General features: G+C 45.6%; 14 protein-coding genes. 7 read left to right on the forward strand and 7 right to left on the reverse strand.

Annotated features, from left to right (window positions below):
* Window positions 1-22: 22 nt before the first annotated feature.
* From trmL to GCHA_RS14060, 4 genes are all read right to left on the reverse strand, one after another.
* Complete coding sequence (gene trmL / locus GCHA_RS14045; protein ID WP_039992545.1) at window positions 23-487, reverse strand: tRNA (uridine(34)/cytosine(34)/5-carboxymethylaminomethyluridine(34)-2'-O)-methyltransferase TrmL; 465 nt, start codon at window positions 485-487, stop codon at window positions 23-25.
* Window positions 488-550: 63 nt separating this feature from the next.
* Window positions 551-1,531 (reverse strand): alpha/beta fold hydrolase, encoded by a 981-nt coding sequence (locus GCHA_RS14050; protein WP_007989321.1) that lies wholly within the window; start codon window positions 1,529-1,531, stop codon window positions 551-553.
* A gap of 69 nt (window positions 1,532-1,600) precedes the next feature.
* Window positions 1,601-3,004, reverse strand: coding sequence for an ATP-binding protein (locus tag GCHA_RS14055; RefSeq protein ID WP_007989323.1), 1,404 nt, complete (start codon window positions 3,002-3,004; stop codon window positions 1,601-1,603).
* Entirely contained in the window at window positions 3,001-3,708 is a 708-nt protein-coding gene (locus tag GCHA_RS14060; RefSeq protein WP_007989325.1) for a response regulator transcription factor, read from the reverse strand. The genes GCHA_RS14055 and GCHA_RS14060 overlap by 4 nt, the downstream gene beginning before the upstream one ends.
* A 176-nt stretch (window positions 3,709-3,884) precedes the next feature.
* On the opposite strand from GCHA_RS14060, the gene GCHA_RS14065 reads away from it, so the two are divergent.
* Entirely contained in the window at window positions 3,885-4,760 is an 876-nt protein-coding gene (locus tag GCHA_RS14065; protein ID WP_007989327.1) for a Spy/CpxP family protein refolding chaperone, read from the forward strand.
* 321 nt (window positions 4,761-5,081) lie between these two features.
* On the opposite strand, the gene GCHA_RS14070 is transcribed toward GCHA_RS14065, so the two are convergent.
* From GCHA_RS14070 to argE, 3 genes are all read right to left on the reverse strand, one after another.
* Window positions 5,082-5,489: a methylglyoxal synthase gene (locus GCHA_RS14070; protein ID WP_007989330.1), complete on the reverse strand. Its 408-nt coding sequence runs from the start codon at window positions 5,487-5,489 to the stop codon at window positions 5,082-5,084.
* A 61-nt stretch (window positions 5,490-5,550) separates the two neighbouring features.
* Entirely contained in the window at window positions 5,551-6,678 is a 1,128-nt protein-coding gene (locus GCHA_RS14075) for a Kelch repeat-containing protein (protein WP_007989331.1), read from the reverse strand.
* Window positions 6,678-7,823 carry an acetylornithine deacetylase gene (gene argE / locus GCHA_RS14080; RefSeq protein WP_007989334.1) on the reverse strand — a complete coding sequence of 382 codons (1,146 nt, stop codon included), beginning with the start codon at window positions 7,821-7,823 and terminating at the stop codon, window positions 6,678-6,680. Before argE ends, GCHA_RS14075 begins: the two co-directional genes overlap by 1 nt.
* A 341-nt stretch (window positions 7,824-8,164) precedes the next feature.
* Here argE and argC point away from each other — a divergent pair, with 341 nt between their 5' ends.
* The 6 genes from argC to argA are packed head-to-tail and all read left to right on the forward strand — an operon-like array spanning window position 8,165 to window position 14,873.
* Window positions 8,165-9,193, forward strand: coding sequence for an N-acetyl-gamma-glutamyl-phosphate reductase (gene argC / locus GCHA_RS14085; RefSeq protein ID WP_007989338.1), 1,029 nt, complete (start codon window positions 8,165-8,167; stop codon window positions 9,191-9,193).
* Window positions 9,190-9,963: an acetylglutamate kinase gene (argB, locus tag GCHA_RS14090; protein ID WP_007989340.1), complete on the forward strand. Its 774-nt coding sequence runs from the start codon at window positions 9,190-9,192 to the stop codon at window positions 9,961-9,963. The genes argC and argB overlap by 4 nt, the downstream gene beginning before the upstream one ends.
* A 9-nt stretch (window positions 9,964-9,972) precedes the next feature.
* Window positions 9,973-10,890 (forward strand): ornithine carbamoyltransferase, encoded by a 918-nt coding sequence (locus GCHA_RS14095; protein WP_007989341.1) that lies wholly within the window; start codon window positions 9,973-9,975, stop codon window positions 10,888-10,890.
* Window positions 10,891-10,924: 34 nt separating this feature from the next.
* On the forward strand, window positions 10,925-12,163 hold the full coding sequence (locus GCHA_RS14100; RefSeq protein ID WP_007989344.1) for an argininosuccinate synthase: 1,239 nt from the start codon (window positions 10,925-10,927) through the stop codon (window positions 12,161-12,163).
* Window positions 12,163-13,539 carry an argininosuccinate lyase gene (argH, locus tag GCHA_RS14105; protein ID WP_007989346.1) on the forward strand — a complete coding sequence of 459 codons (1,377 nt, stop codon included), beginning with the start codon at window positions 12,163-12,165 and terminating at the stop codon, window positions 13,537-13,539. Before GCHA_RS14100 ends, argH begins: the two co-directional genes overlap by 1 nt.
* A 23-nt stretch (window positions 13,540-13,562) precedes the next feature.
* Window positions 13,563-14,873, forward strand: coding sequence for an amino-acid N-acetyltransferase (argA, locus tag GCHA_RS14110; protein ID WP_007989349.1), 1,311 nt, complete (start codon window positions 13,563-13,565; stop codon window positions 14,871-14,873).
* Window positions 14,874-14,897 lie beyond the last annotated feature (24 nt).

Below are 14,897 nucleotides of genomic sequence, written 5' to 3' on the forward strand. Positions count from 1 at the left end.
ACCCTTTGAATCTTACTATCTGCTACACCGCGCCACTGAAATCAAGTTGGCGCCATGCTTCATAAACAAACACTGATACCGCATTAGACAAATTCATGCTGCGACTGTCCGCCAGCATAGGGATCCTCACGCGCTGCTCTGGTGGCAAACTTTGTATTACTTCATTGGGCAATCCGCGTGTTTCAGGGCCAAACAACAAGGCATCGCCTTTTTGATACTCCGCTTTAGCGAAAAAGGTTGTTCCCTTTGTCGTACAAGCAAAAACGCGTTTAGGTTGGCGTGATTCAATATAAGCTTCCAAAGATGCATGCCTGACCACATTAGCAAATTCGTGATAATCCAACCCAGCTCGGCGTACCCGTTTATCGTCCCATTCAAACCCTAAAGGCTCAATTAAATGTAAAGCAAAGCCCGTATTGGCACATAAACGGATAATATTGCCGGTATTGGGCGGAATTTCAGGTTGGTATAATACGATGTCTAGCATGAAGTTGGTCACATAAGTCACAATGGCGGACATTCTAACAAAATGCACTAGTATGAGTAAGGCTTATCTGGCAGGTGCAAGTTGCAAGAAAGCTAAAATAGCCTCTAGACAGGGCACCCGATATTGATCCTCTTCTAGCAACATTTCGTGTCTGGCACCTGCGATGTGCTGCACCTCACAGTGAGGTATTTCGGCTAAAACTCGACTCTGCCTTTTGTTATCCACCACTGTGTCATCTCCTGCTTGGATGGCCCAAACAGGAAGCCTAATTTGGCTCGCTTGGGCTTCAATGGTGTCCATCGCTCTTAACGCAGCACGCAGCCAATGGCCTGTCACACCGCCTAGCTGAACTTCAGGCTGCAGGTTATATTCATCGCGAAATAATCGGTAACGTATATTGCTATGGGTTAACTCGTTGAGCGCAAATTCAGTCTCACGATAATTTCTTTGTCCCGGAAAGTAACTCGCGTCATGCCCTAAACCGCGGCTAATCAATAAATTGGTACCAATCAAAATATTCGCCAACCAATTTGGTAACGCAGGACGAATACCAAACATAGGTGCACACACAATCAGTTGAGCGAAGTCTTGAGGGTGTGCTAACACATATAAGGCTCCGATGGCACATCCCATCGAGTGGCATACTAATTGAGGTTTATGCTGCGTGTTCGGCTCGATGACTTGTTGATAAAAAACTTTAAAGTCAGCAACATAATCAGCAAAGTCATGCACAAAGCCCATTTGCGGGTTTTGCGTCATACGGTCTGATAAACCTTGGCCTCGGTGATCATGTATAAACACCGAATAACCATTTTGGTACAAATCAAACATCACTTCTTGGTACTTCACCCAAGACTCTATTCGGCCGGTCGATATAGCAACCGCTCCTTTCTCCTCAGGATGAGATAAATAGGCATAGCTAATATTGATACCAGAGTGACCTTCAAAGCGACCTTTTACAAGTGAACGCATTAAGGGCTTTATCTCGTCTTGGTAGATTTGCTCAAGTTCACTTTCTGCGCTTATCAGGTATTTGCCCGTCATACGTTCGCTCTATTATTCACTCTGTGCTGCGTAGCTTATCAAAGGGGAAAAGCAGTGAACACAATGGGGCTAAACAATAATAGGTAAGCAAATATGCACACACAATCCACCTTTCACCTGATTGTGTGCGCTAATCTTACCTTTATGGGCTGCAATCGCACGACTGGCAATGGCTAAACCTAAACCAATACCACCACTATCTCGCTCCCTCGCGCTTGAAACACGATAAAATGGTTGAAATATATTCTCTAAATCTGATTCAGGAATACCTTTACCATCATCACAAATAGCTATATTTACGTCCGCTTCTTTGACCTTAAGCGTAAAAGTGACATTGCGCTGTGCGTACTTCACTGCATTGCGCAGTACATTTTCAATACCGCTTGCAAGTAAGTCCTCATCAGCGTTTATTGTGGCATCAGCTTCAATATCAACGACTAACGTTTTCCCTTGTGAGTTGGCTTCAAATTCACAGTCGGCTAATAAACCGGTTAGTAAGGTATCAAAACTCATCGCTTGCTTTTGAGAAACGCGCGCATTGTTGTCAAGCCTCGACAGCATCAAAACTTGGGCAACCATGCTCTCCATTTGATGGGCTTCTTTTTCAATTCTGGCTAATGCTTGCTCGTTACTCTTCGTATCATTAGAAGACTCTTGTTGTTGTGCGATACCTATTGCTAGCTGCATACGAGTCAAAGGGGAACGTAATTCGTGAGAGATATCTGCGAGTAAACGTTTCTGGCCATTTAGTAGCGTCTCTATTTGCTCTGCCATATGGTTAAAGTCTCTGCCTAACCGCCCTATCTCATCGCCTCGATGACTGGCCGAGCCGACGCGACTACTCAAAGCCCCGCCCGCCATTCTCTTACTCGCAACTTGCAATTGCTTTATTGGTTTCACCAAGGACCAAGCAATTAACGAACACAGTGTTGCACTTATGAGTAACACCAAGAAAATGAGTAACAAAGGTGGTCTGTGACGTAATTCACCACTAAACCCCATTGGTCGAGGACGCCCAGCGAATAGCAGATAATCTGTGCCAGAAATACGTGTGGTAACGGGGCCAAACATATCCCCAAAGGGTGTCACAATGCGCAGGGGATTAGCTGAGCCAATTAAATCTAGAAACGGTTTTTCATTTGGCAAATGTGGCATAGGGCCCCGTAGCGTAAATTCTTTGGTTTGTGGCTCAAGTAAAAATACCATGAGTTTTCCACGTTGCCCTGTACGTTCTAATATGTCTTTCAGTGTGTCCTCACCTCTGCTGCGCGCCACCTGGCGTTGCAAGGCTCTCTCGATACTCTCAAGCATAAAATGCTGCTTGTCATCCATGGGTAAATAGTCAACGCTAGGTGCGATACTTTGCATAATCCATACTGCACCCACGATCATGGCAATGGTGGTACACCAAAACCACAAAAAGATACGACCATATAAGCTTCGAAATGGATTTAAATAGAGCAGGCGTTTCATAGCTCACCCAAATAGACGTAGCCTACACCCCGATGGGTTTTAATTTTCTCTTGCTCGCTAAACATGTTTAGCTTTTTACGTAAATTGCTCACATGCATATCAATGCTGCGATCAAACGCCGCTAGTTTTCGACCCAGTACCTGCTCACTGATCGCCTGCTTAGGCACCAAGTCAGGGCTGCTACTCATTAACAACCTCAGTACAGCAAACTCTGTCCCTGTCAGCTCTACTTCATGTGAATTACAAGCCACAGTTTGTGCAGCAATGTTTAACTGCACGTCACCGATTTCAATCATGTTCTGTTTTTGTTTGTCACTCTGCAGGCCGGCCTGAATATCAACCCGGCGCACAATCGCTTTAACGCGGGCAGACAACTCTCTGTGATTAAATGGCTTTGCCAAATAATCATCCGCGCCTAACTCCAAGCCCAATATTCTGTCAAAGTCATCGCCCTTCGCTGTTAACATCAATACAGGGGTAACGTGCGTACTGCGCAGACGTTTTAATACTTCAAAGCCGTCCACTTTAGGCAGCATGACATCCAATATAATCAAATCAAAATGCTGCCCAGATTTAGCCGCCAGAAGTCCAGCTTCTCCGTCACTAGCGACTTGAACTGTATATCCTTGCGCGGTGAGATACTCTTGTAGTAACTCGGTAAGGGCTTGATCATCATCAATCAGCAACAAAGACTTTTCTAGCATGTACACTTTCCTTCAAACTGCAGCAACCTCACAATGGGCGCATGAATACATATAAAATAATACCGAAACCAGCGCGACCTAGCTGCCGATTTACGTAATCTTTACACTGGCTTTGCGTTTCTTTGCGCTAGTGCTGATAACCTGATTTTGTTGTTTAATATAATAAGGCTTACTCAATGCGAACGTTAAAATCATTGTTTACTCCCATCGCGGTTTCCATAGCCATTATTTTGGCTCAGCCATCAGCAAGTGCCAAGCCACCAGAGCACAAAGCGCAGATAAGCTTACGCCATTTTTTAAAACAAGTGGATTTAACCGATAGCCAACGTCAAGACGTTCGTTTATTGATGCAGCAGAACCGCGCCACAAAAAACACTTATCAGCCAGATCAAGAATCGACTCGCGAGGCTGTACGCAACCTAATACAAACTGATGAATGGCATGAAGCTGATATCAGCAGTGCACTGGAAGCAGAGCTGCATTTACAAGCCCAGTTGATGTGGTTAAATATTCAAACACAACACCAAATATGGCTGACTTTAAATGAAGCGCAAAAAGCACAGATCCTAACCGAGCTTAATATCACTAGCGAAGATGCGTATAGCGAAAATGCCCTTGGCGAAATTGCTCACAATGAACTTAAGCAACAAAACGAAGAACGCCGTCAAGGCAAACGTGAAATGCATCAAGAGCAGCGTCAGAAAAAGCTCATCGCTGCTCTTAATTTAACGGATGAACAACAAGCTCTTTTAGTATCGCAACGCGCTGCCGAAAAAGCCGATAGAGAAGCACACAAACCTGTACAACAAACACTAAAAGCTGAGTTTATTGGGCTCGTCACCGCTGAAAATCTGAACGAATCTGACTGGATAGCGCTACAAGCTCAAACCCAAACGAGCCGATTTGAACATGCTTTTACCAGAGCAAAAAATCAATATACCTTTTGGAACAGCCTCAGCAGTGAGCAACAACATACACTGCAGGAAATAATCACCAAACAGCAACGGGAGCAGAAAAGACGGCCTCGCTTTAGGCGCAAAGACGAGTCATAAAAAACGAATTGATACGAACTGGCTTCAAGCAAACCTTAAACTGATTGGCTTTTTTAATGCTCAATAATCGCTGCTAATAGCGGCCTTCATTTACACTACTGCCGCGCAGCGGCCATAGATACTTTGCGAATACGGAAAATAATAGGAACAAGGATAATCCACACGTTATCCCGCAACAAAAATGCTCAGCAACCACAGAGTTCAGCTGTTGAACTCAGTGGTTTCAATTTCTGAAAAATATCTAAAAATGTCTTTTGAATCACTCCAGTCCGTTACCTCACCAATGCGTTAAGACTTCCTAAGCGCAAAACTTACACTACCTTAAAATTCAGGCATGGCGCGTTCGTATAATCCTTCAATAAATAATGGTGAGGTAATTATCATGTCAGCCGTGGAGGTGTTGCACGCGACAGGCAAATTCCAAACTGAGCATAAACGTAGCAAAGCTTTTACGTCTGGGTCGTGGGGCGCAGGGTTAAGCGGGTCCCAAAAGAAAATCAAACTGTCTAATTGGCCTTCAGCAATCAAAGCACCTATTTGTTGATCGCCCCCCAACGGCCCGCTTTTAAAACGTTTTACCGGCAAATTAAGCGCTTCTTGAAGTAAGCCCCCTGTCGTTCCCGTTGCCACCAATGTGTGCTTTTCCAGTTCGCTTTTGTGTTCAAGTGCCCAGCGTATTAGCTCTGGCTTTTTATGATCGTGTGCAACGAGCGCTATCGTTTTGTGCATATGTTCCTCAATAATTCATTTAAAAATCGTTGTTCTATTCAGCGCTATTTTTTAAAGCACTTTATAAGTCTATACGGTGTACAGCGCTTGAGACTTTTTGCTGCTTTGTCATTCCGCCGAGTGTGACAAAATGCTTACCCGTACCGCTTCCTACACCCAGCAGCCCCCTATGGTCCATAGTGGCCGTGTCCATATCGGTGACTTGCCAGCTCGACTGAGTAAAGTCATAACGCCACACTTGGCTGCTCGGGCTTGAAGGCTTTTGGTTGTAGCCTATTCCATTGTAGTTATATGGGTTATCACTGCCGCCAACAAATATGGCCGAATGTGTTACTTCATCTCCTGCTGCAGCCATGCGATAACGCGCGGTCGAAGTAGGATGAGCAACAGTGCGCCAATCAATTTTTGTAATATTTTTTTCGTCGATGCTGCCGTGATAGCACGCAGGCTCAGCAGAAAACGTGCGGCGTTTATCAGGCTGTGCATCCACCTTTACGCCATCACAAAGCAATATATTATTGCTAACTATCGCTGCTGCATGGCCGAACACAGGCTTTCCTAAAAATGGGGAACCTTGCTGCCAAGTATCGGTTTTCACGTCGTAAATCTGGACTAAGTTAACGTTCCCATCGTTATGCCAACCGCTGATTAAATACACATAACGCTGTTGAAAGACGAGAGCAACAGCATCATCTACCGGCACGGGGGTGACCGCGATGGGATAATAAGTATCTTTTAACACGTCATAGCGAAAATTATCTGGGCTTGATATTTCGTTATGCGCAGCATCCACTGTGTAACCACCGAATATAAATGCCATATCGCCTACCCCTACAGCAATGCTAGCTAAACGGCCTGACTGGGGCAAACTAGAGGGAACAGGCGATTTTTGTTGCCATCGATTAATCGCTATATCCTTTCCAAGCTTAAGCGCCCATGCTTTATTGTGCACCGCTTCGTGGGTTTTAGTTGAGCCTAGCCCCATGAACGAGAGTAAGAAATAACCTTCTGACGTATTAACACTCGCCACTGCGTTATTAGTCACAGGTTCTGGCAATGCGGGGTAATCAGGGTTCATTTTTGATGCTGCGCCTACGTTTATTGACATCACCACTACAGCCGCGCCCAGCAGCCTGACGACATTGGCAATTGAATTCAACTTTTTGATTGGCTTTTCCTGGGCAGCCATTAGAAACAGACCTGCTTAATAAAATTGCGCAGTAACGTGACGGTAGGGTCAACGTAATGCAGCGAAATAAACTCATCAGGTTGATGAGCTTGTTCAATGCTACCAGGGCCTAATACTATGGTGTCACACCCTAGCTGGTTGATGAAAGGCGCTTCGGTAGCATAATTGGCACTGACAGGGTCAAAACCCGTTAGTTTTTTTGCTAATTCAAGAATACCTTGTTCGTTACGACAACCAAACGCCGGCGCCGTTTCATACATGGCTTCACGGGTAATACGTTGCGGGTACTTTTGCACAAGTGGGGCAAGAGCTTCATCGATCATGGCGATCGCTTCTTCATCACTCAATGAAGGAATGGCGCGTAGATCAAAGTTCAATTGGCAATGGCCACAAATGCGGTTTTCACCGTCGCCGCCATGAATATGCCCAAGATTCATGGTGACCTCTGGTACGCTAAATGCCTCGTCTCTGTGAGATTCTGACAACTGCTGCTTTAGGGCAATCAACTTGCCAATGGCTTGATACATAATTTCAATGGCATTAACGCCTTTGGCGGGATCACTCGAATGCCCGGCTTTGCCTTGGATATTCAAACTATGTCCCATGTGCCCTTTGTGCTTAAAAATAGGCTTAAGCTCTGTTGGCTCACCAATAATCGCCATATCAGGCTTAATGAGTTGTTGCTCAACAAAAAAACGTGCCCCCGCCATAGAGGTTTCTTCATCTGCGGTGGCCAAAATATACAAAGGCTTTTTCAGTTTATGCAAAGGGATCTCTTGAATAGCTTCTAAAATAAACGCAAAGAAGCCCTTCATATCGCAGGTGCCTAAGCCGTATAGCTTGCCGTCGTTTTCTTGCGCTTTAAAAGGATCAAACTGCCATTTATTGTCGTCAAACGGCACTGTGTCAGAGTGGCCTGTGAGCAATAGCCCCCCCTCGCCGCTGCCTATTTTCGCCAACATGTTGTACTTGTTGCGCGCATTGGGCACTTGTTGAATACTTATGTTAAATTTGTAATCTTTAAACCAACCCGCCAGCAGATCAATAATGGCTCGATTCGATTGGTCTAAATCTGCACTAAACGCACTAATGGAGGGCGTATTGATGATATGTGCATAACGTTCTAAAAAAGACAAAGATGGCATAAGCCCCCCTTTAAATAATTATTCATTTTATTTGCATAAATATATAACACATGGCATTCTTAGTACCAACATGGTTTAGCCACTTTGCAAATATGCTTTTGGTCTAAATTATTTATACATATTATCTTAATTCGGTTTAATTTCGCATATGATTTCAATAACGTCACAATTCGATTCCCTGCCTAGCTTCGCCAGCATGTTGTATCGACGATAAGTCGAGGTCTGTAGCGTTTAGCTCACCCAGACCTTTAGTATTTGCTAAAGGTCTTGGGTGTTTTTTTATTTTTGTCACCTTCATTTAGTAAAATTAAGCCATACAACTATCTAGAGATATACGTTTTATGATCAAAACTTGTATTGTCGGCGCCAGTGGATATACCGGTGCCGAATTAGCCTCTTTAATTCATTGCCACCCACGCTTTGAATTGAATGCCTTGTATGTATCAGCCAAAAGTCAAGATGCTGATAAAAAACTGGGAGACGTACACGGTTACCTGTTCGGGCAAATCAACTTGCCTCTCACGCCTTTAACCGACGACGCTCTGCATTCACTTGCCAACGAAATGGACGTGATATTTCTTGCCACACCCCATGAAGCGAGCCACGACTGGATGCCAGTGTTATCGTCAGGCAAAGCTAAGGTATTCGATTTATCAGGTGCATTTAGACTCAAAGACCAACAGGTTTTTGCGGATTATTATGGGTTTGCACATGAGCAGACAACGAGTCTTGAACAAGCCGTGTACGGCTTAGCGGATTGGTTTGCTGATGACATTAAAGACGCTGATATCGTAGCGGTACCGGGTTGCTACCCAACGGCGTCCCTTAGCGCGTTGAAACCGTTACATGAGGCAGGTCTTATTGCAGACGGCCATTTACCGATTATTAATGCGGTATCGGGTGTTTCAGGTGCGGGTCGAAAGGCCGCCATGGGCAACAGTTTTTGCGAGGTAAGCTTGCAAGCCTATGGGGTATTGGGTCACCGTCACCAACCTGAAATTAGCGCCTACTTAGGCCGTGAAGTGATTTTCACTCCGCATTTAGGGAATTTTAAACGGGGTATTTTGGCCACTATCACAGTAAAAGTGAATACAGATGTAAGCGCCGAGGACGTTGCCAATGCGTTCAATCAAGCGTATCAAGAGCACCCAATTGTACGTATTCGCGATACTTGGCCTAAGTTAGATGACGTTGTTGGTACGCCGCATTGTGATTTATTCTGGAAACTAGACGTGAACAAGGGCTATCTGGTTGTCACCAGTGCAATCGATAACCTGCTAAAAGGTGCAGCCTCTCAAGCAGTGCAATGTGCCAATATTCGTTTTGGTTTTGCATCTCAACTCGGTTTAGTGCACGGGGTGTCAGCATGACCCCTCTTGTCATAAAAGTTGGCGGCGCTTTCATGCAAGCCACTGCAGAAGCTTTGCAGCTACTAGCGGTAATTAAGCAACTGCAACAAAGTCGACCTGTGGTTTTAGTACATGGCGGCGGCCCAATGGTTGAGCAGTTACTACAAGCCCTGCAATTTAGCAGTACTAAAGTCAACGGTTTGCGCGTCACGCCTCCTGAGCACATGCCTTACATTACAGGCGCTTTAGCGGGTACAGCCAATAAGCAACTGTGCGCTTTTGCGATTCGCGCTAACACGACACCTGCCGGATTGTGCTTAGCGGATGGTGCCATGACAAGCTGCACTGTGCTTGACCCTGCTCTTGGAGCGGTGGGCGTAGCACAAGCAAATTCACCGACTATGTTGAATTTATTGCTCGAGGCGAATATCCTGCCGATTATCAGCTCCATCGGAGCCGATGAAAAAGGTAATTTACTTAACGTAAATGCTGATCAGGCTGCAACCGTTATCGCTCAACTATTAAACGCTGACTTGTTGTTGCTATCAAATGTGCCTGGTGTGCTCGATCAGAATAAAAACTTGATCAGCCAGCTAAATGCCCAAGATATCGAAGGGCTAGTAACAGCCGGTGTGATCAAAGATGGAATGCAGGTAAAAGTGGATGCGGCCCTTGATGCTGCAACCAGTTTACAGCGCCCAATTACGATTGCCAGTTGGCAAACACCAGAGCAACTCTTAGGATTGCTGGCGGGTGAACCCGTTGGCACTACCATAATCCCAAATATTTAAGGTACCTCCATGAAAAAGGATCTACTGTCGTTCACTGATTGGTCTGCAAAAGACCTCAATGCACTATTGCAATTGGCCATCACTATTAAGAACAATCCTGCGGATTACCGCCAAGCGTTGGCGGGAAAATCGATTGTTGCTTTGTTTGAGAAGCCGTCTCTGCGCACCCGCGTGAGCTTTGATATTGGCATTAATAAATTAGGCGGACATCTTGTGTATTTAGATAGTCAATCTAACAAATTAGTAGGCCGTGAAGACGTGAAAGACATGGGCAACAACTTAGCCTGCTGGGCTGACGCTATTGTTGCGCGAGTTTTTGCTCATGCAACTTTAGAAGAGCTTGCCAGCGCAGCGAAGGTACCTGTGATCAATGCGTTATGTGACATGTACCACCCATGCCAAGCCATGGCTGACTACCTGACACTAACCGAACGTTTTGGCGATTTAACCAAAGTTAAACTAGCGTATATCGGTGATGGTAATAATGTGACTCACTCGCTGATGATCGTTGGCGTAACCCTTGGCTGTGAAGTGGTTGTTGTCACTCCTCCTGGTTATGAAGTGGACCCAGCTATTGTCACACTTGCTCAGCAAAAAGCAGAGCAAAATGGCGGTAAGCTCGTTATCAGTAATGACATTGAAGCGGCTCACGGCGCGAATGCCCTTTACACTGACACCTGGATTTCAATGGGGGATGACACTCCGCTTGAAACCATCAAACAGGCATTTGGTAAATACAAAATCGATGAAGCGATGATGCAGTCAACGGGTGCACAATACGTAATGCACTGCCAACCTGCTCATCGTGACTTAGAAATTAGCGGCAGTTTAATTGATTCAGAGCAATCAATTTTAATGCAGCAAGCAGAAAACAGAATGCACGCCCAGAATGCTATTTTAGTGCATCTTCTTGGCGGCGCAGCGTAACCCATTTAACAATTTTATTTTTTAGGTACAGATAATGAGCAAGAAAAACATCAAAAAAGTGGTACTAGCCTATTCAGGTGGTTTGGATACATCAGCGATCATTCCTTGGTTAAAAGAAAACTACGACTGTGAAGTCATCGCGTTTGCTGCTGATGTTGGTCAAGGTGATGAAGAGCTAGAAGGTCTACGTGAAAAAGCCATCAAAACGGGCGCTAGCGAATGCTACATCGTTGACTTGAAAGAAGAATTTGTTTCTGACTACATCTACCCAACCATTACTACAGGAGCGGTATATGAAGGTCAGTACCTACTTGGCACCTCAATGGCACGCCCAATCATTGCCAAAGCGCAAGTAGAGATCGCACGTAAAGTTGGCGCCGATGCACTTTGCCACGGCTGTACTGGTAAAGGTAATGACCAAGTACGTTTCGAAGGTACCTTTGCCGCACTAGCACCTGAACTGACCGTGATTGCCCCTTGGCGTGAGTGGGACATGGTTTCACGTGAAGACTTATTGGCTTATTTGGCAGAGCGTGACATCAAGACCACCGCATCAGCCACTAAAATATACAGCCGTGATGCAAATGCATGGCACATCTCACACGAAGGTGGTGAGTTAGAAGATCCATGGTGTGAGCCAAGTAAAGAAGTATGGACCATGACTGTTTCTCCAGAAGAGGCACCGAATACACCTGAGCGTGTTGAAGTGAGCTTCGAGCACGGTCGCATGGTAAAAGTAAACGGTGAAGCGCTAAGCCCTTACCAGTGTTTGGTTAAATTAAACGATCTTGCTGGTGCCCATGGCGTGGGTCGCATCGATATCGTTGAAAACCGTTTAGTAGGCATGAAATCACGTGGCTGCTATGAAACACCAGGCGGCACCGTTATGCTTGCAGCATACAAAGCACTTGAAAGCCTAGTGCTAGACAAAGCGGCCCTTAAATACCGTGAGCAAATTGGTTTAGAGTTCTCACACGTTATGTATGACGGCCGTTGGTTTACCCCACTAAACGACGCGCTACTAGCGGGTGCAGCGAGCTTCGCTGATAAAGTCACTGGCGACATAGTGGTTAAGCTTTATAAAGGTCAAGCAACGGTCACACAACGTCGTTCACCTAACAGCTTGTACTCAGAAGACTTCGCGACATTTGGCGCCGATGATGTTTACGACCAAAGCCACGCTGAAGGCTTCATTCGCCTTTACAGCTTGTCTAGCCGTATCAGTGCGCTAAACAAAAAAGGTATTCCTTTTAAAAACACAGGTATCGAATAATGAGCTTGTGGGGCGGACGTTTTCAAGACGGTAGCAGTGCGATGTTTCGCACTGTGAATGACTCACTGCCATTTGACAGAGTATTAGCGAGTCAAGATATTCGTGGTTCAATTGCATGGGCGCGCGCTATTGCCAAAGCAGGCGTGTTAACCCAAGACGAACACCAACAGCTTGAAGATGCACTCAAAGCCTTGTTGGTAAAAGCCGATGCGGGTGAGCTTGATTTTGATGCCAGCAGCGAAGAAGACATTCACAGCTTTGTTGAAGCAACGTTAATTGAACAGCTTGGTGATGTGGCGCGCAAGCTCCACACTGGCCGTAGTCGTAACGACCAAGTGGCCACTGACTTTCGACTATGGACTCGTGAACACGTTGACTTATTAGTGGAAGATGTTGAAGCCGTTATTGCTTCACTGGTTGGCAATGCTCAAGTAAACCAAGACGTTATTTTGCCTGGTTACACGCATTTACAACGCGCTCAACCTGTACGCTACCCTCATTGGTGTTTGGCTTATGTCGAAATGCTAAAACGTGACTTAAGTCGACTTCATGACCTAAAAGCGCGTTTAAACCAGTGTCCTCTTGGCAGCGGTGCATTAGCGGGTACAACCTACCCTATCGACCGTCAAGCGATTGCCGAAGAGCTAGGTTTTGACAGTCCATGCATCAACAGCCTAGATGCAGTATCAGATCGTGACTACGTTTTAGAGCTGCTTTTTGTGGCTAGCACCAGCATGATGCACTTGTCGCGTATGGCTGAAGATTTGATCTTCTACAATTCAGGCGAAGCAGGCTTTATTCAATTAGGTGACGCCGTCACCTCTGGTTCATCATTGATGCCCCAAAAGAAAAACCCTGATGCACTTGAGCTAATGCGCGGTAAATGCGGTCGTGTTTTTGGTAGCTTACAAGCACTGCTTGTTACCATGAAAGGCTTACCTCTTGCCTACAACAAAGACATGCAAGAAGACAAAGAAGGCTTATTCGACGCCACTAATCAATGGCATATCTGTTTGCGTATTGCCTGCGAAGTGGTTGATAGCATCAAACTTGATTGTGAGCGCTGCGCTAAAGCCGCCCGTGAGGGTTATGCAAATGCTACTGAACTGGCAGATTACCTAGTTGAAAAGGGCATTCCTTTTAGAACCGCTCATGATATTTCTGGACGTGTTGTACTTGATGCCCTTGAAAAGAAAAAAGCCATTGAAGAGCTAAGTATTGCCGAACTAAAAGTGTACTCAGATGTAATTGAAGAAGATGTATATCCTGTTCTGCAACTTGAGTACCTCGTTAACAAGCGTGATATTTTGGGTGGAACAGGCATTAAGCCTGTGCTCGAAGCGCTGGCTAATGCTAAAGCATCGTTCATAAAATAGTGATGTAAGTGTAAGGAAAACACGTGGTACTTTCACACAATGACAGCGTAAAGCTATTTCGCAATTCGGCGCCTTACATCAATGCCCACAGAGGGAAAACCTTTGTATTGATGTTCGGCGGTGAGGCGGTGGAAGATGCGAACTTTGCCAATATTATTCAAGATATCGCCCTGCTTAACAGCTTGGGCGTTCGCTTAATTTTAGTGCATGGTGCGCGTCCGCAAATTGATCAACGTGCCGTTTGGCGAAAGGTCGAGCCGCGTTTTTCAGAAGACGTACGCATTACAGACAAACAAACTCTGGAATGCGTGAAAGATGCCGCAGGCTCTGTACGTTCACAAATCGAAGCATTGCTCACTATGGGCTTGGCTAACTCGCCCATGCACGGAGCACAAATTCGCGTGTGCTCAGGCAACTTGGTGGTCGCCATGCCTATTGGCGTGCGTAATGGTGTCGATTTTGAACATACCGGCTTAGTACGACGTGTTGACGTGACCGGCATTAACGACCATCTAGATGATGGCTCAATTGTGCTGCTACCGCCTATGGGCTATTCACCTACAGGTGAAGTGTTCAACTTAAGCCATGAAGATGTTGCGACCAATGTCGTAAAAGCTCTTAAGGCCGACAAGCTGATCATCTTCACAGAAAAAGATGGCCTAGTGGATGAAACAGGTCGATTACTACGTAACATTCAGCTGAACTCTTTGTATCCCATGCTAGAGCAGGAACATTTACAGCGCGAAAAACACAGTATTCAAACGATCATCGATAGTCTTGAGTCTGGTGTTAGCCGCTGTCACTGCGTCAGTTATGGGCAAGATGGTGCACTGCTTCAAGAGCTTTTCACCCGAGACGGTGCTGGCTCGCTGATATCGCAAAGTTATTATGAGCAAATACGTAGCGCGACCATTGAAGATGTAGGCGGCATACTGAACCTTATTAACCCGCTTGAAGAAAAAGGTATTCTCGTTAAACGCTCCCGTGAAATTCTAGAGCGTGAAATCGAACAGTTTACCATTATTGAGCGCGACGGTATGACCATTGCCTGCGCAGCCCTGTACCCTTACTTAGAGGAGCAATGTGGCGAGCTGGCATGTGTTGCAACGCATACAGATTATCGTGGTGGTAATCGCGGAGAGCGCTTACTCAACGCGATCTGTGAGCAAGCAAAGCTTCAAGGATTAACCTCGATATTTTGTTTAACCACCGTGACCTCTCACTGGTTTCAAGAGCAGGGTTTTGTGCGCGCCACCCTTGATGATTTGCCGGCCAAAAAGAAGCAACTTTACAACTTTCAGCGCAATTCAAAAGTCTTTATGTTAACGCTTTAATAGGCGGATCCAGCAATACCTTTA

Origin of the sequence: Paraglaciecola chathamensis S18K6, from assembly GCA_000314955.1 — a bacterium.
Classification (GTDB): domain Bacteria; phylum Pseudomonadota; class Gammaproteobacteria; order Enterobacterales; family Alteromonadaceae; genus Paraglaciecola; species Paraglaciecola chathamensis.